Origin of the sequence: Inquilinus sp. Marseille-Q2685 (genome assembly GCF_916619195.1) — a bacterium.
Classification (GTDB): Bacteria; Pseudomonadota; Alphaproteobacteria; order DSM-16000; family Inquilinaceae; genus Inquilinus.
The window spans coordinates 489,009-511,774 of record NZ_CAKAKL010000002.1; the positions used below are offsets into that span (position 1 = coordinate 489,009).

At 71.2% G+C, this 22,766-nt stretch carries 24 protein-coding genes; 11 read left to right on the forward strand and 13 right to left on the reverse strand.

Annotated elements, in window-relative coordinates; genetic code table 11:
• Positions 1-83 precede the first annotated feature (83 nt).
• Positions 84-1,007 carry a 2-dehydropantoate 2-reductase gene (gene panE, locus LG391_RS11305; protein ID WP_225768113.1) on the forward strand — a complete coding sequence of 308 codons (924 nt, stop codon included), beginning with the start codon at positions 84-86 and terminating at the stop codon, positions 1,005-1,007.
• Here the strand turns inward: panE and LG391_RS11310 are convergent.
• Together LG391_RS11310 and LG391_RS11315 are read right to left on the reverse strand one after the other, a co-directional pair.
• The gene (locus tag LG391_RS11310) at positions 1,004-2,173 is read right to left on the reverse strand and encodes a helix-turn-helix transcriptional regulator (protein WP_225768114.1); all 1,170 of its coding nucleotides are present in this window, start codon (positions 2,171-2,173) and stop codon (positions 1,004-1,006) included. The genes panE and LG391_RS11310 overlap by 4 nt on opposite strands.
• 96 nt (positions 2,174-2,269) lie before the next feature.
• Entirely contained in the window at positions 2,270-3,091 is an 822-nt protein-coding gene (locus tag LG391_RS11315; protein WP_225768115.1) for an SDR family NAD(P)-dependent oxidoreductase, read from the reverse strand.
• A 108-nt stretch (positions 3,092-3,199) separates the two neighbouring features.
• Here LG391_RS11315 and LG391_RS11320 point away from each other — a divergent pair, with 108 nt between their 5' ends.
• From LG391_RS11320 to LG391_RS11330, 3 genes are all read left to right on the forward strand, one after another.
• The gene (locus tag LG391_RS11320; protein WP_225768116.1) at positions 3,200-3,802 is read left to right on the forward strand and encodes a TetR/AcrR family transcriptional regulator; all 603 of its coding nucleotides are present in this window, start codon (positions 3,200-3,202) and stop codon (positions 3,800-3,802) included.
• Positions 3,803-3,889: 87 nt separating this feature from the next.
• Complete coding sequence (locus LG391_RS11325; RefSeq protein ID WP_225768117.1) at positions 3,890-4,621, forward strand: phosphotransferase enzyme family protein; 732 nt, start codon at positions 3,890-3,892, stop codon at positions 4,619-4,621.
• Between the two features lie 118 nt (positions 4,622-4,739).
• On the forward strand, positions 4,740-5,486 hold the full coding sequence (locus LG391_RS11330; protein WP_225768118.1) for a DUF899 family protein: 747 nt from the start codon (positions 4,740-4,742) through the stop codon (positions 5,484-5,486).
• Positions 5,487-5,520: 34 nt separating this feature from the next.
• On the opposite strand, the gene LG391_RS11335 is transcribed toward LG391_RS11330, so the two are convergent.
• The 3 genes from LG391_RS11335 to LG391_RS11345 are packed head-to-tail and all read right to left on the reverse strand — an operon-like array spanning position 5,521 to position 7,188.
• Complete coding sequence (locus LG391_RS11335) at positions 5,521-5,937, reverse strand: cupin domain-containing protein (protein WP_225768119.1); 417 nt, start codon at positions 5,935-5,937, stop codon at positions 5,521-5,523.
• Between the two features lie 27 nt (positions 5,938-5,964).
• On the reverse strand, positions 5,965-6,717 hold the full coding sequence (locus tag LG391_RS11340; protein ID WP_225768120.1) for an SDR family oxidoreductase: 753 nt from the start codon (positions 6,715-6,717) through the stop codon (positions 5,965-5,967).
• A 60-nt stretch (positions 6,718-6,777) separates the two neighbouring features.
• Positions 6,778-7,188: a hypothetical protein gene (locus LG391_RS11345; protein WP_225768121.1), complete on the reverse strand. Its 411-nt coding sequence runs from the start codon at positions 7,186-7,188 to the stop codon at positions 6,778-6,780.
• Positions 7,189-7,319: 131 nt separating this feature from the next.
• Here LG391_RS11345 and LG391_RS11350 point away from each other — a divergent pair, with 131 nt between their 5' ends.
• Together LG391_RS11350 and LG391_RS11355 are read left to right on the forward strand one after the other, a co-directional pair.
• Positions 7,320-8,261 (forward strand): ribose-phosphate pyrophosphokinase, encoded by a 942-nt coding sequence (locus tag LG391_RS11350; RefSeq protein WP_225768122.1) that lies wholly within the window; start codon positions 7,320-7,322, stop codon positions 8,259-8,261.
• Positions 8,262-8,351: 90 nt separating this feature from the next.
• Positions 8,352-9,212, forward strand: a complete 861-nt coding sequence (locus tag LG391_RS11355) for a hypothetical protein (protein WP_225768123.1) — start codon at positions 8,352-8,354, stop codon at positions 9,210-9,212.
• An 89-nt stretch (positions 9,213-9,301) separates the two neighbouring features.
• Here LG391_RS11355 and LG391_RS11360 read toward each other — a convergent pair whose 3' ends face one another.
• Both LG391_RS11360 and LG391_RS11365 read right to left on the reverse strand, forming a co-directional pair.
• Entirely contained in the window at positions 9,302-10,369 is a 1,068-nt protein-coding gene (locus LG391_RS11360) for a quinone-dependent dihydroorotate dehydrogenase (RefSeq protein ID WP_225768124.1), read from the reverse strand.
• Complete coding sequence (locus tag LG391_RS11365; RefSeq protein ID WP_225768125.1) at positions 10,366-10,722, reverse strand: DUF952 domain-containing protein; 357 nt, start codon at positions 10,720-10,722, stop codon at positions 10,366-10,368. Before LG391_RS11365 ends, LG391_RS11360 begins: the two co-directional genes overlap by 4 nt.
• 315 nt (positions 10,723-11,037) lie before the next feature.
• On the opposite strand from LG391_RS11365, the gene LG391_RS11370 reads away from it, so the two are divergent.
• Positions 11,038-11,241, forward strand: a complete 204-nt coding sequence (locus LG391_RS11370; protein WP_225768126.1) for a hypothetical protein — start codon at positions 11,038-11,040, stop codon at positions 11,239-11,241.
• Here LG391_RS11370 and LG391_RS11375 read toward each other — a convergent pair.
• The 3 genes from LG391_RS11375 to LG391_RS11385 form a co-directional block, all read right to left on the reverse strand.
• Entirely contained in the window at positions 11,225-13,198 is a 1,974-nt protein-coding gene (locus tag LG391_RS11375) for an MHYT domain-containing protein (RefSeq protein ID WP_225768127.1), read from the reverse strand. The two genes, LG391_RS11370 and LG391_RS11375, sit on opposite strands and share 17 nt — an antisense overlap.
• A gap of 118 nt (positions 13,199-13,316) precedes the next feature.
• The gene (locus LG391_RS11380) at positions 13,317-14,807 is read right to left on the reverse strand and encodes a HAMP domain-containing sensor histidine kinase (protein WP_225768128.1); all 1,491 of its coding nucleotides are present in this window, start codon (positions 14,805-14,807) and stop codon (positions 13,317-13,319) included.
• A complete protein-coding gene (locus LG391_RS11385) occupies positions 14,794-15,483 on the reverse strand; it encodes a response regulator transcription factor (protein WP_225768129.1) in 690 nt (229 codons plus the stop codon). Before LG391_RS11385 ends, LG391_RS11380 begins: the two co-directional genes overlap by 14 nt.
• 256 nt (positions 15,484-15,739) lie before the next feature.
• Between LG391_RS11385 and LG391_RS11390 the strand changes: the two genes are divergently transcribed.
• Both LG391_RS11390 and LG391_RS11395 read left to right on the forward strand, forming a co-directional pair.
• Positions 15,740-16,636 (forward strand): LysR family transcriptional regulator, encoded by an 897-nt coding sequence (locus LG391_RS11390; protein WP_225768130.1) that lies wholly within the window; start codon positions 15,740-15,742, stop codon positions 16,634-16,636.
• A 256-nt stretch (positions 16,637-16,892) separates the two neighbouring features.
• Positions 16,893-17,972 carry a nitronate monooxygenase family protein gene (locus tag LG391_RS11395; protein WP_225768131.1) on the forward strand — a complete coding sequence of 360 codons (1,080 nt, stop codon included), beginning with the start codon at positions 16,893-16,895 and terminating at the stop codon, positions 17,970-17,972.
• Here the strand turns inward: LG391_RS11395 and choX are convergent.
• The 3 genes from choX to LG391_RS11410 form a co-directional block, all read right to left on the reverse strand.
• Positions 17,969-18,913, reverse strand: a complete 945-nt coding sequence (gene choX / locus LG391_RS11400) for a choline ABC transporter substrate-binding protein (protein WP_225768132.1) — start codon at positions 18,911-18,913, stop codon at positions 17,969-17,971. The two genes, LG391_RS11395 and choX, sit on opposite strands and share 4 nt — an antisense overlap.
• A 40-nt stretch (positions 18,914-18,953) precedes the next feature.
• Positions 18,954-19,448, reverse strand: coding sequence for a thioesterase family protein (locus LG391_RS11405; protein ID WP_225768133.1), 495 nt, complete (start codon positions 19,446-19,448; stop codon positions 18,954-18,956).
• Positions 19,449-19,600: 152 nt separating this feature from the next.
• Complete coding sequence (locus tag LG391_RS11410; RefSeq protein WP_225768134.1) at positions 19,601-20,743, reverse strand: D-alanyl-D-alanine carboxypeptidase family protein; 1,143 nt, start codon at positions 20,741-20,743, stop codon at positions 19,601-19,603.
• A gap of 410 nt (positions 20,744-21,153) precedes the next feature.
• Between LG391_RS11410 and LG391_RS11415 the strand changes: the two genes are divergently transcribed.
• Both LG391_RS11415 and LG391_RS11420 read left to right on the forward strand, forming a co-directional pair.
• Positions 21,154-21,783 carry a helix-turn-helix transcriptional regulator gene (locus LG391_RS11415; RefSeq protein WP_225768135.1) on the forward strand — a complete coding sequence of 210 codons (630 nt, stop codon included), beginning with the start codon at positions 21,154-21,156 and terminating at the stop codon, positions 21,781-21,783.
• A gap of 125 nt (positions 21,784-21,908) precedes the next feature.
• Positions 21,909-22,751 carry a branched-chain amino acid aminotransferase gene (locus tag LG391_RS11420; protein ID WP_225768136.1) on the forward strand — a complete coding sequence of 281 codons (843 nt, stop codon included), beginning with the start codon at positions 21,909-21,911 and terminating at the stop codon, positions 22,749-22,751.
• Positions 22,752-22,766 lie beyond the last annotated feature (15 nt).

The window sequence follows — 22,766 nt, forward strand, 5'->3', positions numbered from 1 at the left end:
CAGCCCAGGCAGCGCCTTTACATCCGGCGGGGCGGACCCCAGCTTGGCCGGGATGGGGCGCGACGGGCAGAACGGAGCAAGCGATGCGTATGTTGGTTGTCGGCGCCGGCGCGCCGGGCGGGTATTTCGGCGGCCGGCTGGCCCGGGCCGGCCGCGACGTGCCCTTCCTGGTGCGGCCCGCCCGCGCCGCCGCGCCGCGGGCCGACGGCCTGCGCATCGTCAGCCCGCATGGCGACGTCGCCCGGGCGCCGCGGCTGGTCACCGCCGATGCGGTCGACGGCCCCTATGACGTCGTGCTGCTGGCGGTGAAGGCCTATGGCCTGGCCGGGGCGATGGCCGACTTCGCCCCCGCGGTGGGGCCGGAGACCATGATCCTGCCGCTCCTGAACGGCATGCGGCACATGGATCTGCTGTCGGCCCGCTTCGGCTCTGCTTCGGTGCTCGGCGGCGTCTGCAAGATCGCCGGCACGGTCGACGCGGAGGGCCGGATCGTGCAGCTCGCCGGCTTCCACGAGCTCGCCTATGGCGAGCGTGACGGCACGCTCTCGGCCCGCACCGACCGGCTCGACTCGGTGCTGCGCGGCGCCGGCTTCGACGCCCGCCTGACGACCGGGATCGAGCGCGAGATGTGGGAGAAATGGGTGATGCTGGCGGCGCTGGGCGGCATCACCTGCCTGATGCGCGGCAGCACCGGCGAGGTGGTGGCCGCGCCCGGCGGGGCCGATTTCGCCGGCCGCTTCCTCGACGAGGTGGTCGCGGTGGTCAGCGCGGTCGGGACCCCGCCCGGCAGCGCCTTCCTGGCCAGCACCCGGGCCTTCCTGACCGAGCCGGGCGCCGGCCGCACCTCGTCGATGTACCGCGACCTGCAGCAGGGCGGGCCGGTCGAGGCCGACCAGATCATCGGCGACCTGCTGGCCCGCGGCCAGGCTGCGGGGATCGACACGCCGCTCCTGGCCCTGGCCGCCACCCATCTCGCCGTCTATCAGCAGCGCCTAGCCGGGGGCTAGCGCCCCTTCCGCGCGGGCGTGTCCGCCTTCGTCGCCGGCGGGATCAGCCGCGTGACCAGGGCCACCAGCTCCCCGCGCCGGGACACACCCATCTTGGCGAAGATGTGCTGGCGGTGCGTCCGCGTGGTCGCCTGGCTCACGCCCAGCGCCTCTGCCGCCTCGGCCACGCTGTCGCCGGTGACCAGGCGATGCAGCTGCCGCGTCTCCGCCGGGGTCAGGTCGTAGATCCGGGCCACGGTGTCGAGGTCCAGCCGCAGCGGCGTGCCCGCGGCGGCGATAAAGACGGCGGCGGCGGCCTGCGGCACCAGGCGGGTGCGCAGCTGGCCGCGCGCCAGGGGCAGGACATGGGCGGTGGCCGGGACCAGGTCCTCGCCCACCAGGGGGACGCCGATGCCAATCGCGCCGATCCGGCTCTCATCGGCCTGGGCGACGGCGATCGCCTGCTGCAGCTCTCGGTTGGAGTCCGGGTTCAGCGCGGTCAGCCGGCCGCGGACCGAGATCACGGGGGTGCCCGCCTCGAGCATGGCGCGGGCCATGTCGTTGGCGTGCAGGATCCGGCCTTCGGCGCCGACCACGACGATGCCGGCGGCCACGCTGTCGAGCGTCGCGTGCAGCGCCTGCCGTTCCAGGTTCTTCATCTCGATCACGTCGCCGATCGTGACCGATCGTCGGATATGCGGCGCCAGCAGCCGCAGCAGGCCGAGATCCTGGTCGGTCACCGGGCCGTGATCCTGGTGGCGGTACAGGGCCAGGTCGGCGACCCGGTCCGCCTCGCGGATCAGCATCAGATGCATCGAATCGACGATGCCGCGCGGGATCATGAGATCCTGGGCCCAGCTCGATTCGCCGTAGGTCTCTGGCGCCTCGCGCATGGACGAGCCGGGCCGGTCCAGGTCACGCGTCCAATAGTCGGGCAGGCTCTGCCAGACCTGGGCGCTCTCGGCGGCGAAGCTCGGCAGGCAAGCCAGGATCTGGTCGTCGAAGTTCCAGCTCTTGACCAGCCGCAGCGCCGGCGGCTCGAAGGTGCTGACGACGATCGACCCGGCCCAGCAGCGCGTGGCGTCGCAGATCGCGCCGATCGTCTCCGGCCACAGCGCCGAATCGATGGCGCAGTCGTAGATCTGTCCGATCAGGTCGGAAAACCGCTCCACGTCGCGGGATTGCATGGACCAGCCGCCCCTATCGCCTGTCCAGGTCCGAAATCCTATCAGCACTACCCCGCGACGCCAATGCCCGGGCGGGCGGTGCCCGCCCGGCTTCGGTCAGCGGCCCACCGCCAGCGCGGCGACATCCTGCCACTGCTCCCAGCCGGCAAGCCGCTTCTGGTATTCGGCCCGCGTCATCTCCAGGTTGTTCGGGCCGAAGAACACCCGCAGCGGCGGCTCGGCGGCGTCGACCACGCGCAGGATGGCTGCGCCGCTCGCGCCCGGATCGGCGAATTCGGCGTCGCGCCACCGCGCCAGCCGCCCGGCGCGGATCTCGTCATAGGCGGCGATCGGCTCGGCATGCACCATCGACCCGCCCTTCCATTCGGTGGCGTAGCCGCCGGGCTCGACCAGCGTGACCTTGACGCCGGTGCCGGCCAGCTCGCCCTGCAGCGCCTGGCTCAGCCCCTCCAGCGCCCATTTCGAGGCATGGTACAGGCCCAGCATCGGGAAGGCGTTGACGCCGCCGACCGAGGACACCTGGATGATGTGGCCCGACCCCTGGGCCCGCAGGATCGGCAGCGCCGCCTGGGTCACCCACAGCGCGCCGAACAGGTTGGTCTCGATCTGCGCCCGGGCCTGCGCCTCGCTGACCTCCTCGACCGCGCCGAGCAGGCCGTAGCCGGCGTTGTTGACCACCACGTCCAGCCGGCCGAACCGCTCCTGCGCCGTGGCCACCGCCGCGAACACCGCGGCGCGGTCGGTCACGTCCAGCCGGATCGGCGCCACCTGGGCGCCGTATTCGTGCACCAGGCCGCAGAGGCTGGAGATGTCGCGGGCCGTCGCCGCGATCTGGTCGCCGCGCGCCAGCGCCGCCTCCGCCCAGGCCCGGCCGAGCCCCTTCGACGTGCCGGTGATGAACCAGACCTTGCCTGCCATAGTGTCCTCGTCGGGATTGAAGCGGAGGATCCTCCGTTTTCCTGATCTAAGCGGAGGATCCTCCGTTTTCAACCAGCGCCGTGAATGGTGCATGATGGCGGCGGCTGGATGGAGACGAGCGTGACGGCGGCGGACGGGCAGGAGACGGGTGGCGGGCGCGCCGATGCCCGGCGCAACCGCGAGCGGCTGCTGGCTGCGGCGGCGGAGCTGTTCGGCGCGGTCGAGGGCGAGGTCACGCTGTCGGCGGTGGCGGCCCGGGCCGGGGTCGGCATCGGCACGCTCTACCGCCACTTCCCGACCCGCGAGGCGCTGGTGGAAGCCGTGTACCGCAACGAGGTCGACCGGCTGTGCGAGGCCGCCGAGACGCTGCTGCGCCGGCTGCCGCCGGAGGAGGCGCTGGTCGACTGGATGGACCGCTATGCCGCGATGGTCGCGGCCAAGCGCGGCATGGCCGAGGTGCTGACCCGGGCGCGGGAGTCCGATTCTGAAGGCATGGCCCGGACCAAGGCGCGGATCCGGCAGGCGATGGCGCTGCTGCTCGACGCCGCCGCCAAGGCCGGGGCAATCCGGGGCGATGCCGACCCCGACGACGTGCTGCTGGCGGCGGCGGCCGGCATCTGGTCGATCGCGGGCCAGCCCGACTGGCGCCAGCGTGCCGGTCGATTGCTGCGGCTGGTGCTCGACGGCCTGCGCTACCGGCCGGGCGGCTGAAGCGGAGTGACGCGAGGCCGGGTCATTGTTCCGGGCTTGCGTTCAAGTTAGAGCTGGGCGCCGGTCGGGTTGGTCGAAGGCGTCGCAATGGGATGGGAAGCGCTCGGGCAGTGGGGTGAAGATGTCGCCCGCATCGAACGGCTCGCCGGCGGGGTCGCCAACGACGTGTGGAGCGTGCGCGTCCGCGGGCACCTCGCGGTCGGTCGTCTCGGCACCAGGAGCGACGCCGATCTCGCGTGGGAGACCGGGCTCCTCCAGCATCTCGACCGTGCAGGTCTGGCCGTGCCGGTGCCGATCCCGACGACGGCCGGCCGGCTGTTCGCGGACGGCCTGGTGGTGATGACATATGTGGAGGGCGGACCGCCCGAGACGGAGGCTGACTGGCGTCGCGTGGCCGACACGCTCCGCCGGCTGCATCGGTTGACGCAGGGCTGGCCGCAGCGCCCGGGCTGGCGATCGTCGACCGACCTCCTGCACGCCGATACCGGGACGAAGATCGACCTCGGCGCGATGCCGCCGGAGGGCGTTGCCCGGTGCCGGGCGGCGTGGGCGAGACTCGTCGGACGCCGGACATGCGTCGTCCACGGCGACCCCAATCCGCGCAACATCCGCATGACCGCGGATCGGGTCGCGCTGATCGACTGGGACGAGTCGCATGTCGACGTCCCCGACCTCGACCTGGTGCTGCCCTACAACGCCGCCGGCCTCGACGGCGACGCCCATGACATCGCCGCCCAGGCGTCGGCCGCGTGGGAGGCCGCCGTCTGCTGGGACGACGAATATTCGATCAGGCGGCTCGCCGAAGTTCGGGCGGTCTGAGCAGCGGCAGCGAGGGGGGCGCATCGAATCCCGCCAGACTTGTCACTCTCACCGTTTCGATGTCCGGCGCTAGCTCTTTCTCCGCGACCTGCCAGGTCGAGAAAGGGAGAACGAGACGATGAAAGACGCCAAACGAAAGCACCCTGCCGCGCCCAGGATCGTCGACCGCGGCACCTTCCAGGCGGAGCTGGACGCCCTGCGGGTTCGAGAGAAGGCTCATACGAGGGAAGGCGATGCCCTTGCGGCCGCCCGCCGGCGACTGCCCATGGTCGAGGTGGACGGCGCCACGCCGCTCATCGGCGACCATGGCCCGGTGACGCTGCTGGACGCGTTCGAGGGACGCCGGATCCTCATCGCCTACTACTTCATGTGGCACGCCGGCCGCCCGGCGGCGGAGCAGTGCGAGGGCTGCTCCCTCTACACGGCGCAGGTCCGCGAGCTGTCCTTCCTGCAGTCCCGCGGCGTCACCTACGCCACGATCTGCCAGGGCCCGTACGAAGAGAGCGCCCGGTACCGCGACTTCATGGGCTGGGAGATGCCCTGGTACGCGGCCGACCGGGGCTCGCTCGAGACGCTCCTGGTCGGCCGCAGGGTGGGCATGATGCACATCGTCTGCTACCTGCGGCAGGGCTCCGATGTGTTCGAGACCTACTGGACGACGCAGCGCGGCGTCGAGGTGATGGGGAACAGCTACGCCCTGCTCGACCTCACGGTCTATGGGCGGCAGGAGCCGTGGGAGGACTCGCCGGCCGGCTGGCCCCGGTGGGAGGGCGAGCACTACTATCGTGTCGGCGACCGTCCCATCGTCCAATGGCCCCGCGTGAAGGCCGGGCATTCCGATGACCTGGGGACCGGCGGGCGGTGAACCGGCGGCGCCGACGCGGCGGATTCAACGACGCTCACTTGGGGTCCGGAGTCACCAGCTCCGTCTCGTCGGTGTTCACGACGAACACGGCGAGGAGCTTGGAGGGCTCGGTCTCGCTGGCATTGGCGCTGACGCCGTGATGGTCGCCGGGCATTTCGGTGAAGTTCTCGCCAGCCTTGTATGTGCGCACCGGCCCCTGGTTGATCTGCATCTTGACGGCGCCTTCCAGCACGGTGGCGTAGATCAGCGCCGATTTCGGGTGGGTGTGCGCGGGCGAGTAGCCGCCCGGTCCGTATTCGACGAGCACGCCTTTGATGCTCTTCCCGGGCACGTCCGGCAGGGCGTGCTCATAGACCAGCGTGACCCTCGCGTTCTTGGAGCCCGGAGCGTCCGCGAAGACGGCGCCCGAGGAAGCGACGAGCAGGAGGGCTGCGATAACCGGATGTTTCATGGGGATTGCCTTGGTCGGGTGTCGGTCTCACGCGGGGCTGTGGTCGCGCAGCCATGTGCCGAGCGAGATGCGGCCGAGCCGCGCCTCGCCGAGCGGCACCAGCGACGTTTCCTCGACCGTGCCGCCGAAGTAGCGCGCCCGGGGGTCTTGCACGACGGGGCGGGGATCGGCCATGGCTTCGAGGTACTGGGCGATGATGCGATCGAAGGGGGCGCGGTCCGGGCCGGCGATATCGAACGTCCCGTTCCGCGGCGCGGCGATTGCGGTCTCCGCCAGGACTGCCGCGACGTCATCGGCGGCGATGGGCTGGAACATGCCGCCGGGAAGGCGGATTGCCCCGTCCACGGCGCTCGAATCGGCAATCGCGCCGAGGAATTCCATGAACTGGGTGGCGCGGACGATGGTGTAGGGCACGCCGGACGCCTTGATCAGCGCCTCCTGGGCCACCTTTGCCCGGAAATAGCCGTTGTCGGGCATCCGATCGGTGCCGACGATGGAGAGCGCCACGTGGTGCCGGATTCCAGCTGCGCGTTCGGCGGCGAGCAGATTGCGGCCCGCGGTCTCGAAGAAGGTGAGCACGGCTTGTGGCTCGAACGAGGGCGAATTGGCGACGTCGACGACCACATCGGCGCCGGCGAGGGCTTCGGACAAGCCTTCTCCGGTCAGGGCGTTGACCCCGGTGTTCGGCGAAGCCGCGAGGGCCTGATGGCCTTCCCGGGTCAGCCCGGCAACGATCTTCGAGCCGATCAGGCCGGTCCCGCCGATGACGACGATCTTCATGAATGCACCTCTTGCGAACAGGGGAACGCCATCCCGTTCGAAGGGACGGTTCCCTTCGCTTCACGGCCGGTGTTCGGAACCAGATGCAGGATCATGGGCCCGTTCGACCAGTATGCGGACCGGCACCTTCGGCACACCGAAGGTTTGGAGATCCTGGACTTCGGCATAGTGGACATTCGCGGCGGCGCTCGCCGGGCCGTCCGGCACCGTCCGGAGCGGCGATCGCACATGGCTTCCGGGGCTGGATAACAGAATCTGTGCCCTCGACTGGCTCGTCTGCCTCGGATTCTGCGGATTCGAGCGTTGTCCGGTGTGCGCCGGATGAGCGAACATCATGTCCGGTCCGCATGGGCCGGGCCGCGGTCTGGTCGGCGTCATGATCTCGACGCCGCCTCGTGGATCGCCGCCGGGGAAAATCGCGATCAGGGGCGTCGAACTCGGCCAGCCACAAGTTCTGATGGATAACGTCATGAGCCGCTCCGAGCCTGCGCTTTTCCGGCATCGCCGATGCGCGTCCGGGGGCAACGTCCGGCCGTGGACAGGGCCATGTGCCGCCTCTAGCTTGGCGCCGTTCCGAAGACCCGGGGCGTCCAGGGGGACCAATGGCGGATCTAGCTGTCTTCTCCGGAACCGCGCATCCCGGCCTGGCGGCGGAGATCTGCGCCGCGCTGGGCGTGCCGCTCCTGCCGTCCAGGGTGCAGCGCTTCGCCAATGACTGCCTCCAGGTCCAGCTGCAGGCGAATTGCCGCGAGCGCGACGTCTTCCTGGTCCAGCCGCTCAACCCTCCGGTCCAGGAGCATCTGGTCGAGCTGCTCCTGATGATCAACGCTGCCCGCGGCGCTTCGGCCTCGCGGATCACCGTGGTCATGCCGCACTACGCCTATGCGCGGTCGGACAAGAAGGACGCGCCGCGCATCTCGATCGGCGGCCGGCTGGTGGCGGATCTGCTGGTCGCGGCGGGGGCCGACCGGGTCCTGACCGTCGCCCTGCACTCGCCCCAGGTCCATGGCTTCTTCAGCGTGCCGGTGGACCATCTCCACGCCCTCGGTGAGCTCGCCGGCCATTTCCGCCGGTACGACCTCTCCAACGCCGTCGTGGTTTCGCCGGACCTCGGCTATGCGAAGGAAGCGTCCGCCTTCGCGCGCCTGCTGGGCGCCGGCGTCGCCATGGGCGCCAAGCAGCGCTATGAAAACGACCGCGTCGAGATCAGCACCGTCATCGGCGAGGTGCGCGGCAAGGACGTCATCGTCATCGACGACGAGATCGCCAAGGGGAGCACGGTGCTGGAGCTGCTGGGCCATCTCCGCCGCCAGGGCGCGCGGTCGATCCGCGTGGCCTGCACGCACGGCCTCTTCTGCGGCGGCGCGCTGGAGCGGCTCGGCGCCCAGGACGACGTGCTGGAGATCGTCTGCACCAACACCATTCCGGTGGACGGGGCCGACCGCCATCCCAAGCTCGTGGTCCTCTCCATCGCTCCCGCCCTGGCCGAGGCGATGCGCCGGATCCACGCCGGAGAGTCCGTCAGCGAACTGTTTCACGCCTAGCGCCCATGGCGCAGCCTCCGCCGGTTCCGCCCGGCTACTGAACACAATGTTCATTGCGCGAGCCTGCGCGGCTCGTTCATGATATGTTCCATGAAGGAGATCCCCGCCGATTTCGATGTCCAGGCCTATGGCCGCGGCTGCGCCCTGCAGCAGTGCGAGATGCTCTCGCGCCTGGCCGAGATCGGCATGCAGCTGGCCGAGGCCGCCGGCGCCCGCGCCCTCGCCGCCCAGGCGGCAGAGCCCCAGGCTGAGGCTGCGGAGAGTCGGCCCGAGGCCGCCCCGGCCGGAGACCCCGGGCTCGCCTTCACCCGCTATGCCCATCTGGTGCGCCAGACCCTGGCCCAGCGCGCCCGCGCCGTGCGGGACCTGTCCCTCCGCGACGGCGGCCGCGACGCCCGCCGCGCCCGCCACCGCGAGCAGGTCCAGACCCTGATCGGCCGTCTGGTCTGGAGCGATGCCGAGGACCGCGGCCGCGCCGCCGCCCTCGACCTGCAGGTCTCCCAGGCCTTCGCCGACCTCTATGGCGACGCCGAGGACCCGGTCGAGGACCGCCCGGTCGGCTCGGTCGTGGCCGGGCTGGCCTGCGGCCTCGGCCTGGCCGACAAGTGGAACCGCTGGGCGCCGCACCGCGTCAGCCGGCCGCGCCCGGGCCGGCCGGACGGCAGCCCGGAGGAGATCCGGGCCGAGCGCGCCCGCCGCCGCGCCGCGGTCACCGCCTGGATCGAGCAGGCCGTCGACGACCTCGCCGACCCCGCCCTGGCCGCCGACATCCGGGCCGGGCTGGCGGTCCGGATGCAGGAGCCCGATGTCGAGACGCTGCTCGACAGCGAAAGCTTCGGCACCGCCGTGGTCCGGCTCTGCCGCTCCCTCGGCTTCGACATCGAGAACGACCTCGACATCCCGCTCGACGACGCGGACGACGCCGCCGGGGCCTCGCCCGACAGCAGCTGAGCGCTGCCCCTCCTTTGAGTCCCCTTCCTGCAAGGTGACGAGGGCATCTACAGATCTTCGAGGTGCGGTTTCCTTTGCCTCTCCCCGCGCTAGCGCAGATCGGCGCCGACCGCCTCGGCGACCGAGCGGAAGCCGTCGACGCGCAGCCGGCCGGCCAGGTCGCGCTTGATTTCGCCGACCAGGCCGGGGCCGCGATAGGCCAGCGCGGTGTAGAGCTGCACCAGGCTGGCGCCGGCGCGGATCTTGGCATAGGCGTCGGCGCCGCTGGCCACGCCGCCGACGCCGACCAGCGGCAGCCGGCCGGCCACCAGCTTCGCCATCCGCCGCAGCACCGCGGTCGAGGGCTGCATCAGCGGCTTGCCGCTCAGCCCTCCGGGCTCGCCGGCCAGGTCGGGCGGCAGCCCCGCCGGGCGGGCGATGGTGGTGTTGGATACGATCAGCCCGTCGATGCCGGCGGCCAGCGCCACCTCGGCCACGTCCTCCAGGTCCTCGGCCGTCAGGTCGGGGGCGATCTTGACCAGGATCGGCGGCCGCGCCGTGCCGTCGGCCCGCGCCGCGGTGGCGGCGGCCAGCAGGCGCTGCAGCGGCTCGCGGCTCTGCATCGCCCGCAGACCGGGCGTGTTGGGCGAGGAGATGTTGACGACCAGATAGTCGGCCAGCCGGGCGAAGGCGCGGATGCCGGCGGCGTAGTCCGCCTCCGGGTCGCGGCTGTCCTTGTTGCGGCCGACATTCACCCCCAGCAGCCCCGGCGCCGCGGCGCCGGTCAGCCACCGCGCCTCCAGCCGGGCCGCAGCGGCGGCGTGGCCGCGGTTGTTGAAGCCGTAGCGGTTGATCAGCGCCTGCTGGTCCGGCAGCCGGAAGGCCCGCGGCCGCGGGTTGCCGGGCTGGGCCCGCGGCGTGACGCTGCCGATCTCGACGAAGCCGAGGCCCAGCCGCAGCATCGGGTCCACCACTTCGGCATCCTTGTCGAAGCCGGCGGCCAGGCCGATCGGGTTGGCGAAGTCGCGGCCCCACAGCCGCACCGCCAGGACCGGGTCGTCGGGCTCGCGGGCGACGGGCCCGAGGCCGAGCTTCAGCGCGGTGATGGTGGCCCGGTGCGCCGTCTCGGGCGGCAGCGCCTTCAGCACCGGCGCGGCCAGGGCGAAGAGGCGGCTCACGGCGTCGCGACGGTCGGGAACAGCTGCGGCGGGAAGGCGTGGCGGCCGTCGACCAGCGGCAGCGGCGCCACGCCCCGCACCGCGGCCAGCGGCAGCTCGGCATAGAGATGCGGGAACAGCGCACCGCCGCGCGACGGCTCCCAGCGCAGCGCGTCGCCCAGCGCCGCCGGGTCCACCGCCACCAGCACCAGCCCGTCCCGGCCGGCGAAGTGGCGGGCCGCCGTCTCCTCGGCCTGCTCGGCCGTCGAGAAATGGATGAAGCCGTCCTGGTGGTCGACGGCGGAGCCGCGATAGGCGCCTTCGGCCTCGGCCGCCGCCCATTCCGCGGCGCTGCAGATCTTGTAGATGGTCATGGCGGGCGAACCCTAGGGAAGCGGTCTCCGCCCGTCAATCGCAGGCAGCCACCGGCGGATCATGAGCGTTGCAGAATGCGAATCGTATGCGGCTGCGCGTTGCAAATTGCGAGAGCGAGTTCGGGTTCGAAACGCTCGGAAATCATAAATTTCTGAAACGAGATCTATATTGAAACAACATTCCGAATTCAGCCCTGTGACTGAGGTCTTATCCGTCTTCGGCGATCGGCCCGGCCCGGTTCCGCCATTGGCATGCCCCTTGCACCGTTGGGAGGCATTAACAGTGGGGAGATGCCCAAAATGGGCGACATTGCGATGACGGATAATCTGACGGTGGTCGAGCTGAAGACCCCGATGACCTATGCCCTCGACATGGTGACGGCCATGGGCGACCCCGGCATCACCACGGTCCCGACCAAGCCGACCGCCGGCATGCTGGCGGCGGGCGCGCGATCGGGCGGCGTCACGGTGGAGGTCGCCTGGCGCGTGTTCCAGGCGATGGTCAACGCCGCCGACTGACCGGCCGGCCGATGCTGAGCGGCGGGGGCTCGAACACCCCGCCGCCGGCCCTTTCATTGACAGCGTCGGCGTCCGGCGCGGCCTCGCCGCCGGCCGGCAGCATCAGGGTGATGCGGGTGCCGACCCCAGGCTCGCTGTCGATCATCAGCATGCCGCCATGGCTCTCGACCAGCGCCTTGGCCAGCGGCAGGCCCAGCCCCGAACCCTCGCGCGGCCGCCGTGACAGCTTCCGGGCCTGGCGGAACGGCTCCAGCGCCAACGCGATCTCCTGCTCGGTCATGCCGATGCCGGTATCGGCGACGGTGACGCGGACCGACCGCGCCACGGCGACGGCGTCGATCGTGACGCGGCCGCCATCGGGCGTGAACTTCACCGCGTTGGTCAGCAGGTTGATCAGGATCTGGCGCAGCCGCAGCGGGTCGGCGTCCAGCAGCGGCAGGTCGCGCGCCACCCGCTGCTCGATGGTGATGCCGTGCGCCTCGGCGCGCTGCGCCACCAGGCTGACCGCATCCTGGATGTCGCTGGCCAGATCGACCGGCTCCGGCTGCAGCTCGAGCCGGCCGGATTCGACCCGCGACAGGTCCAGCACGTCGTTGACCAGGGCCAGCAGGTGCTGGCCCGAGCGGTGGATGTCCTCGGCATAGCCGCGGTAGCGCTCCGGCAGCGGCCCGAGATGGGCGTCGCGGATCAGCTCGGAGAAGCCGAGGATCGCGTTCAGCGGCGTGCGCAGCTCGTGGCTCATATGGGCCAGGAAGGTGGTCTTGGCGTTGTCGGCGGCCTCGACCGTCCGCATCGCCTCGCGCATGCGCTGTTCGGCCACCCGCTCGGCGGTGATGTCGAGATGCGCCACCACGGCGCCGGCCGCGCGGCCCTCGGCGATCGGCGCGGCCAGCAGGCGGATGGTCCGGCCGCCCGCGCCGCCCATCGGGTATTCGACCGATGCCGCCGGCCGGATCCCCTGGACCACGCCGGCCAGATGTACCCGTACCTCGGCGCCCGCCGGGCCGGCGGCGGCGCACAGCGCGAAATAGTCCTCGCCGGGGCCGGACCCGCCGCCGACGAAGCGCTCGCGCTCGCCCGGCCACTGCCAGGGCGGGTTCGCGGTCAGGATGACGCCGCGCTCGTCGATCAGCGCCAGCGGCATCGGCAGCGCGTTCAGGGTGGCGGCGTGGCGCTCGTCCAGGACGGCGAGCTGGCGCTGGGCCTGCAGCTCGGAGATCCGGCGGTCCAGCCGGATGGCGATCAGGGCCAGGGCGAAGACGACGGCGGCGGCCGCGGCGATCAGCCCGGCCAGGATTGCCGGCGGCACCGGGATGCCGGCGGCGCCGGCCTGGGCGGCGGGATCGGGAACGAACCGTGCCGCCGCCATGCCGATGAAGTGCATGCCGGCGATGGCCGCCCCCATGACCAGGGCGGCCAGGATCCGCCGGACGTGCCCGATGTCGGACAGGGCCAGGTGCAGCGCCGCGGTGGCGGTGACCAGGGCGATCAGCACCGAGAGGGCCAGGACCACCGGGTCGTAGACGATGCGGCCGGGGGCCAGGATCGCGGCCATGCCGACATAATGCATGCCGGCGATGCCGAGCCCGAGGCACAGGCCGCCGGCCAGGAGCGGCAGCGGCGGCGCCGGGCCCGGGCGCGCGGTCGCGCCCGACGCTGCCCGGCCGAGCGTGGCGACGGTGAAGCCGGCGCCGGTCGCCAGCGCCGCGATCGCCAGCGACAGCAGCGTCAACCGCAGATCGTAGGCGAAGCCGACCGGCAGGCGCAGGGCGAGCATGGCGATGAAATGCATCGACCAGATGCCGCCGCCCATGGCCACGGCGCCGCCAGCCAGCCACAGCAGCCGCGCCCCGCCGCGGGCGACGCGGATGCGCTGGCCGAGGTTGAAGGCGACATAGGAGGCGAGCACCGCGACCAGGATGGCCAGGACCACCAGCCAGGGATCGTGGCCGGGCATCAGGGAATGGGACAGACTATCGCCGCTGAAATGCATCGCCATTCCGGTCGGGCGGCCGCGGCCGGAAAAGCCCGGCCGTGCAGCATGTTAGGAGCATATCCCCGGTGCGGCGGCGTGGCTATGGGCGATGACGCGGCGCCGCCACGGGAACGCCCCGGGGCGGCGCGGGCCTCTGCCCGTGCCGGGCCTCGCCGCGCGCCGCGGCGCCCCGGCCGGCCGCCGCCACGGGCTTGGCCGCCTCGGCGAAGTCCAGGGTGACGGCGAGGCCGGGGTGGGCATCCGACAGCGTCAGCCGGATCTCGTGCAGCTGCGCCACCGCGGCCACCAGGCTGAGGCCCAGGCCGCTGCCCGGGGTCATCCGGCTGGCGTCGAGCCGGAAGAAGCGCTGGAACACCTTTTCGCGCGCCGCCTCCGGGATGCCGGGGCCGGTGTCGCGCACCTGCCCGACCGGCCCTTCGGGCCCGGGCGCCAGCGATACCGAGATCGCGGTCCCGGCGGGGGTGTGGCGGATCGTGTTCTCCACCAGATTGGCCAGCATCTGGGTCAGGAGCTGCCGGTCGCCGCGGATCCGCAGCCCGGGCGCCACGGTGCCGGCCAGCCGGTGCCCGGAATCGTCGGCCACCGGGCCGTAGGTGTCGATGATGGTCTCGAACACGCCCGACAGGTCGACCGGGGCGAAGCCCTCGCGCCGCGCGCCGGATTCGATCTGGGCGATGCGCAGCAGCGCCGCGAAGACGCCGAGGATACCGTCGATGTCGGCCACGGCCCGCTCCACCGCGGCGTCGTAGTCCTGGGCCGAGGCGGCCTTGAGCCGCGCCGCCTCGAGGCGCTGGCGCATGTGCGACAGCGGCGTCCGCAGGTCGTGCGCGATGTCGCTGGAGACCTGGTGCAGCCCCTGCATCAGCTGCTGGATGCGGTCCAGCATGGCGTTCAGGTTGTCGGCCAGGCGGTCGAACTCGTCGGCCTTGCCGCGGCTCGGCACCCGCTCGTCCAGATGGCCGTCCATGATGTGGCGGGCGGCGGTGTTCACCGCCTCCACCCGGCGCAGGAAGCGGGCGCTCAGCACCAGGCCGCCGGCCAGCGCCAGCAGCACCGTCGCCGCGGCGCCGGCCAGGAAGAAGCGGGTGATGCCCTCCTCCAGCTCGTCCAGATCGTGGGTGTCGCGGCCGATGAACAGGTGCAGCTCCGGCGTCAGGTCGACGCCCAGCCCGCGGATGACATGGCGCTCAGGCGTGCCGTCGCCGTCGGTCGTCTCCAGCGGAATGTCGGCCCAGCCGGTCGCGACCGGCAGGGGCCGCAGATTGCCGGCCAGCACGCCGCCCTCGGCATCCTGCAGCGCGTAATAGTAGTAATCCGGATCGATATCGGTGATGCGGTCGTTGATCGCCTTGACGATCTCGGGGGGCGACGCCCCGGCCATGGAATCCCGGACCGTCTTCATCTCCGCGCTGATCGACAGGTCGATCTGCTGGTCGGAATACCGCGTCATCGCCACATAGACGATGCTGGACACCACGATGATCGAGACGCTGAACAGCGCGGCGAAGCCCGCGGCCAGCCGGAACGTCGCGGTGCGGACCAGCCTGGTCCATGAGCTAACCAGGATCACGGAGGCAGTACCCAACGCCGCGGACGGTGTCGAGCAGTGGCGCGTCGAAGCCGCGGTCGATCTTGCCGCGCAACCGGCTGATATGGGTTTCCACCACCGTTGTCTGCGGCTCGAAATGGAACTCCCACACATGCTCGAGCAGCATGCTGCGGGTGACGATCTGGCCGGAATGCCGCATCAGGTATTCCAGCAGCTTGAACTCCCGCGGCTGCAGGTCGATCGCCTGGCCGGCCCGGGTGGCGGTCCGCTTCAGCAGGTCGATCTCGAGATCGGCGACGCGCAACGCGGTCTCGACCGCGGCGGCGCCGGCGCGGCGGGCGAGGGCGTCGACCCGGGCCAGCAGCTCCGCCAAAGCGAAGGGCTTGACCAGATAGTCGTCGCCGCCGGCATTCAGCCCTTCGACCCGGTCGCTGACCCCGCCCAGCGTGGTCAGGAACAGGATCGGCACCGTGTTGCCCTGCCCGCGCAGGCGGCGGGCCAGGGTGATGCCGTCGATGTCCGGCAGCATGCGGTCGACGATCAGCAGCCGCGGCGCGCAGCCGGCGCGGGCGCCGGCGGCACGGGCCAGCCCCTCGGCGCCGGTGACGCTGTGCTCGACCGCATGGCCGGCATGGCGCAGCGAGCCGATGATGTGCTGGGCCGTCTCGTTGTCGTCTTCGATCAGAAGGATCTGCATGGGCGCGTGAGGCTCTCGGACAGCGGATCGCTGGCATGACGGACGGACCACGCCGAGAGAGCTTCCCACCGCTCCCGCCGGACCGTCGCACGCCGAGACGGTGCCGCGGGCGTTTGACCCGGGGCGGGAGAGTAGGGGGAAGGCCCGCGGCGGCGTACTTACGTTTTGGTAATGAGGAGTCCATGTCGCCGCAGGGCCGTGTCCTCCGATACAATCGGCATCGCCCTTCCCCCGGGGCATGACACGCGGGTGCATCGTGAACGACAGGGATCTCAGGGTGTTCGAGGTGGTGGCCCGCACCGGCGGCATCGGCCGGGCGGCGGCCGAGCTGCACACCGTCCAGTCCAACGTCACCGCCCGGATCCGGGCGCTGGAGGAGGAGCTGGGCGTGACGCTGTTCGAACGGCACAGCCGCGGCGTCCTCCTGACCGCGGCCGGGCGGCGCCTCCTGCCCTATGCGGGGCGGGTCGGGCAGCTGCTGGCGGACGCCGCGCGGGCGGCCCGCGACGACGGCACGCCGGGCGGGCCGCTGACCCTCGGCGCGCTCGAGACCACGGCGGCGCTGCGGCTGTCGCCCGCCTTGGCCGCATACGCCGCGGCCCATCCGGCGGTCGATCTGGCGCTGCGCACCGGCACCACGACCGAACTGGTGGCCGAGGTGCTGGCGCGGCGGGTCGACGGCGCCTTCGTCTGCGGCCCGGTGCACCACCCCGATCTCGTCGCCGAGGTCGTGTTCGAGGAGGAGCTGGTGCTGCTGACCGCGCCTGGCGCCGGCGGGCTCGACCGGCTGCTGGCCGACGGTGCCGCGTCCGGCGGCCTGCGCATCGTCGTGCTGCGTGCCGGCTGCTCCTACCGCCAGCGGCTGGAGGAGGTGCTGGCCCGGCGCGGGGCGGTCGGCCTGCGCCGGCTCGAATTCGGCACGCTCGAGGCGATCTTCGGCTGCGTCGCCGCCGGGCTCGGCGTCACCCTGCTGCCGCGCGCCCTGATCGGGCCGGTCTGGGCCGCCGGGCGGGTGGCCGTGCACAGCCTTCCGCCAAGCGAAGCGCGGGTCGAGACGCTGTTCATCCGCCATCGCGCCGCGCCGGAGACCAGCGCGTTGACCGCCTTCCTCGACCTGTTCCGTGCCGCCGGCACGGCCCGGGCGGCGGAGTAGCCATCTGCCTCAACGATGACGGCGATCAGAAGGAACCATTATTCGGGACGGCTTCCCCTCCCTATCTTGGCGGCATGCCGTCCACCGTCCTTCCCCGTCCGATCCTCTCCGCCCTGTTCGCCGGCGGTTCCGGCCAAGCCCCGCTGTTCGGGATCGACGCCGCGGCGCTGATCCTGGCCTTCGCCCTCGACCTCGGGTTCGACCGCCCGTCCCGCCGGGGGCATCCTGCGTCCGACTTCCGCATGAGGATCCGGCCATGTCCGTCGTCACCCCGCTGATGCAGCGCTTCGGCCTGCGCCACCCGATCCTGCAGGCGCCGATGGCCGGGGGCGGCGACACGCCGGCCCTGGTCGCCGCGGTGTCCGAGGCCGGCGGCCTGGGTTCGATCGGCGCCGCCTATCTGACGCCGGACCAGATCCTGGAGGCGGCGCGGGCGGTGCGGGCGCGCACCGCACGGCCCTTCGGCATCAACCTGTTCAGCCCGACCGCGGTGCCGGAGCTGCCGGCCGATGCCGATCGGGCGGTGGCGCGGGTGGCGCCGTTCTATGCCGAGCTCGGCCTGCCGGTGCCGTCCTTTCCGTTGCCGCAGGGCCCCGATTTCGACGCCCAGCTCGCGGCCGCGCTCGACAGCGGCGCCGCGGCGGTCAGCTTCACCTTCGGCCTGCCCCCGGCCGCTTCGCTGGCGGCGATCAAGGCGCGCGACGCGGCGCTGTTCGGCACCGCGACCACGGTGGAGGAGGCGGTCGCCTGGCATCAGGCCGGCGCCGATGCGATCGTCGCCCAGGGCAGCGAGGCCGGCGGTCATCGCGGCAGCTTCGCGGCGGGCTTCGAGGATTCGATGATCGGCACCATGGCCCTGGTGCCGCAGATCGCCGACGCCGTGCCGCTGCCGGTCGTCGCCTCCGGCGGCATCATGGACGGTCGCGGCGTCGCCGCGGCCCTGGCGCTGGGCGCCGAATCGGTGCAGATGGGCACGGCCTTCCTGACCTGCGACGAGGCCGGAGTGTCCGACGCCTACAAGGCGGCGATCCTGACGGCGCGGGAGCACGAGACCCGGCTGACCCGCGCCTTCAGCGGCCGGCCGGCCCGCGGCATCGTCAACCGCTTCATGACCGCAGTCGAGCCGCCGGGCGAGCCCTCGGGCGCGCTGCCCTTCCCACTGCAGAACGCGCTGACCCGGCCGCTGCGCGGCGCGGCCGGGAAAGCGGGGCGGGCGGAGTTCCTGTCGCTCTGGGCCGGGCAGGGGCTGCGCCTGGCCCGGCGCCAGCCGGCGGCCGAGCTGGTCGCGCGGCTGGCGGCGGAGACCGAGGCGGCGATCGCCCGGCTGAAGGGCTAGCTGCTCTTCAGCGAGGCCTTCACCGCCTCCAGCCCCGGCTTGCCGTCGATGGTGGTGACGCCGTCGAGCCACTTGGTCAGCAGCTCGGGGTGCTCGCTCAGCCACTTTCGGGCGGCGGCGTTCTGCTCCATGCCTTCGTCCAGGATCATCGACATCATCTGGTTCTCGGTGTTCAGGTCGAACACCAGCTGCTGGGCGAACTTCTTCACATTCGGGCAGCCGGCCAGCCATTTCTGGTTGGCCAGGGTGCGCACCGTCGCGCCGCCGTAGTTGGGGCCGAAATAGGCGTCGCCGCCGCTGAGATAGTCGATCTTGTACTTGATGTTCATCGGGTGCGGCGCCCAGCCCAGGAACACCACCCATTCGCCGCGCCGTGTGGCCCGGTCGACCTGGGCCAGCATCGCCTGCTCGCTGGCCTCGACCAGATTCCAGCCGCCGAGGCCGAATTCGTTCTTCTCGATGATGGTCGAGAGATTCTTGTTGGCGGAGGAGCCGGGCTCGATCGAATAGATCGACTTGCCGAACTTGTCGGCGAATTTCTGCAGGTCGGCGAAGTCCTTGACCCCGGCCTCATAAGCCTCGCGGTTGACCGCCAGCGTCACCTTGGCGTCGGCCAGATTGGTGCCGACCAGCTCGACCCCCTGCTTCAGATAGGGCTCGACCATCTCGGTCTGCGACGGCATCCAGTTGCCGAGGAACAGGTTCACCTGGTTATTCTTGAGCGATTCGAAGGTGACCGCGACCGACAGCATGTCGACCTTGGGCTCGTAGCCCAGGCCGGTCAGCACGGTGCCGGCCAGGGCCGTGGTCGAGGTGATGTCGGTCCAGCCGACATCCGACAGCTTCACGGTCTTGCAGGCCGCGTCGTCGGCCAGGGCGGCGCCGGCCGGGGCCAGCGCGGCGATCGCCGCGGCGGTGAAGAGAATACGTCTCGCGTTCATCACTGCCTCCTGTCTGTCCTCATGGGAACGGGGGGCGTTGTCAGCCCTTCTCGTCCTCCGCTGCGGCCTCGTGGGCGGCGCGGATCTCGCTCAAGCGGTCGTGGATCTCGGCCTCGAACGGCTCGACCTTCGGCCCGGTCGCGTCGATCGACAGGTTCAGCACCTCGCTCTCGGCCAGCACGGTGCCGTCCGCGGCGCGGCGCATCAGGTGGTGCAGGGTGAAGCGCTTGGCGTCCATCGCGCCCAGCCGGGTTTCGACCGCCACCTCGTCGCCGGAATGGGCCTCGCGCCGGTAGCGGATCTTCATCTCGCCGGTGAAGACGGTGCGCCGGCTGCGCGCCCGGTAGGCGGCGTCGATGCCGGCGAACTCCAGGAAGGCGTCGGTGGCGTGGCTGAAGATGACGGCGTAGTAGCCGTCGTTGAGATGGCCGTTGTAGTCGGTCCACTCCGCCCGCACCGCCTCGCGGTGCAGCCGCAGCGGCGCCGCGATCGTCCGGGCGGACGGGGATGTCGGGTTGGCCGCGGTCGCTGGCATCCGCCGGTTGGTCCTCGCCTGCGGCCCGTCTTCCGTCGGACGGGCTCGGATGCTGGCGATGCTACGCGGCGGCGGCGCGCCTCATTGACCGAAGGCGACGCCGACCTGATCGAAAGCGCCGCCCCTCCGCCGGGGCGGAGAGGGCCGGCGGTTCAGAGGCCCAGCAGCAGGCCGAGCTTCATGCCGAGGGCACGGAAGATCGAGGCCTCCGGCACGTCCTGGGCGGCGACCAGCGGCACCTTGCGCACCGGCCCGTCCGGCGGGGCGATGTCGAGCTCGCCCAGCACCTGGCCCTTGGCGATCGGCGCCTCGATCGGCTCCTGGAACCGGGCGGTGACGGTCATCTTGTCGAAATCGGCCGGCTGCAGGGTCATGGCCAGGTCCTGCGCCACCGTCACCGGCACCTTGTCCTCGGCGCCGAGCCACACCGTCGCCTCGTCGACCGCGGCACCGGCCTTGAACAGCGGGTACAGGCGGAACTGGTTCCAGCCCCATTCCAGCAGCCGGGCGCCCTCGTCGGCGCGGGACTGCATGCTGGGCAGCCCGTTGACCACCAGGATCAGCCGGCGGTTGTCGCGAACGCCCGAGGCGGTCAGGCCGTAGCCGCCGGAGTCGGTGTGGCCGGTCTTGATCCCGTCCACGCCCATGTCGCGGTACAGCAACGGATTGCGGTTGCCCTGCTTGATCTTGTTCCAGGTGAACTCCCGCTCGCCGTCGTAGCGATAGTATTGCGGGAAGTCCGAGATCATCCGCTCGGCCAGGATCGCCAGGTCGCGCGCGGTCGAATAGTGCTCCGGGTCCGGCAGGCCGTTGGAGGTGACGAAGTGGCTGGCGTTCATGCCCAGCCTTTTCGCCATCTCGTTCATGCGGTCGGCGAAGGCGCTCTCCGACCCCGCCAGGCCTTCGGCCAGCACCACCGCGGCGTCGTTGCCGGACTGGATCAGGAGGCCGCGCAGCAGGTCCTCGACCCGGATGCTGTCCCCGACCTGGACGAACATCTTCGACCCGCCGGTCTGCCAGGCCTTCTTGCTGACCGGGAACTTGGTGTCGAGCGTGATCCGGCCGTCCCGCAGCGCGTCGTAGACCAGATAGGCCGTCATCATCTTGCTCATCGACGATGTCGGCATGCGCTCGTCCGCGGCCTTCTCCATCAGCACCGTGTCGGTGGTGGTGTCGATCAGGATCGCCTGTTTGGCGATGGTGTCGACGGTGGCCGCGCCGGCGGGCAGCGCGGCCAGGGTGGCGAGGAGGATTGTGGCACGGAAGAGGGGGGCCGGCATCGCGATCTTGGTCATGGAGCGGAGCATGGATCGCAGGGATAGCGTCAACTGAGGCCGCTGCCAACCCAAGCCTGTCACGACCGGCCGCGGCGAAGCGCGCGGGGCGGCGACGGTCCATCGGCCCGCCGCTCGCCGCGGATGCCATGGGCAACGGCCGATCCCCCATCCGGGGGTGATAGGAGGGTGGTCGCCTGCTCTAAGATGAGAACGAATAACCTGTCGACCTGTCCCTTTCGGGTCATAGCGCAAAGGTCGTGCGAATTGTACAATGTCAGGCGTGGTGGGGGCCACGTCTGTCGAATAGGCGAGATGCAACATGGGGGAGCAACAGGCTCTAGGAAAACAAACATATTCATTTTTATGCAAGTTTTATGAATGAATAAGATCCTACACGTGGCTCAACGCCCCCGGGAGATATTGTTCCCATGCTGAAGCACGCCGACATCTGGGCGGCGATCGACCGTCTCGCCAGGCTCAACGGCTTGTCCGCATCGGGCCTTGCGCGCCGCGCGGGGCTCGACCCCACGACCTTCAATCCAAGCAAGCGCCAGTCGAGCGACGGCAAGCTGCGCTGGCCGTCCACCGAGAGCATCTCCAAGATCCTCGACGCGACCAACAGCTCGATGGCCGCCTTCGTGCGGCTGATCGACGACGGATCGGGCCTGCCGGCCCGGCGAATCCCCGTCATCAGCCACGCCCAGGCCGTCGCCGACGGGCTGTTCGACGACGCGGGCCGCCCCACCGGCAAGGGGTGGGACGAGGTGGATTTCCCGAACCTGTCCGACCCGAGCGCCTATGCGCTGGAGGTCACGGGCGGCGACCTGGCGCCGATCTACCGGGACGGCGACGTCATCGTCGTCTCGCCGGCGGCCGGGCTGCGCCGCGGCGACCGGGTGGTGGCGAAGACGGCCGACGGGGCGCTGCTGATCGGCGAGCTGGTGCGGATCAGCGCCAACCGGATCGACCTGAAGCCCTTGTCGGGCGACGAGCCGGCGCAGTCGCTGAAGCTGTCGGACGTGGTCTGGAAGGCCCGCATCGTCTGGGCGAGCCAGTAGGCTGCGGCCGGGCGGGCCTCTGCGTCCGGCGCAGGGCTGGGCCATCGGCCGCCGGGCGGTGTTGGCGCCGCCCGGCCGCTCGCCTATGCTCCGCCGGTCATAAGATGCGGGATCGGACGGACGACATGGCGAGACAAGCGTGGACCTTCCTCGACGGCTCCTGGCAGGAGGGCAATCCGCCGATCATGGGGCCGCTGACCCATGCCGCCTGGATGGCCTCGATCATCTTCGACGGCGCCCGCGGCTTCGAGGGCGTGGCGCCGGATCTCGACCGTCATTGCGTCCGCGCGGTGGCCTCGGCCAAGGCCATGGGGCTGGAGGCGACCCTGCCGGCCGAGGAGATCGAGGCGCTGGCCCGCGAGGGGCTGCGCCGCTTCCCGGCCGACGCCGCGGTCTATATCCGGCCGATGTTCTGGGCCGAGGACGGCTGGATCGAGCCCGACCCGGCAGCGACGCGTTTCTGCCTGTCGATCTATGATTCGCCGCTGCCCCAGCCGGGCGAGGACAGCGCCTGCTTCGCCCAGGGGCTGCGCCGGCCGTCGCCGGAGATGGCGCCGACCCGGGCCAAGGCGGCCTGCCTCTACCCGCAATCCGGCTTCGCCATGCGCCAGGCCAAGAGCCGCGGCTTCACCAATGCGGTGATGCTGGACCCGATCGGCAACGTCGCCGAATTCGCCACCGCCAACATCTTCATGGCCAAGGACGGCGCGGTGCACACCCCGGCGGCGAACGGCACCTTCCTCGCCGGCATCACCCGCCGCCGGGTGATCGAGCTCTTGCGCCACGACGGGGTCGAGGTGATCGAGCGCGCGATCCGGCCGGAGGAGCTGGTCGATGCCGACGAGATCTTCCAGACCGGCAACTTCGCCAAGGTGCTGCCCTGCACCCGGCTGGAGGACCGGCATTTGCAGCCGGGCCCGTTCTACGCCAAGGCCCGCAAGCTGTACTGGGACTGGGCCCATTCTTGATCCGGAGCGAGCGCC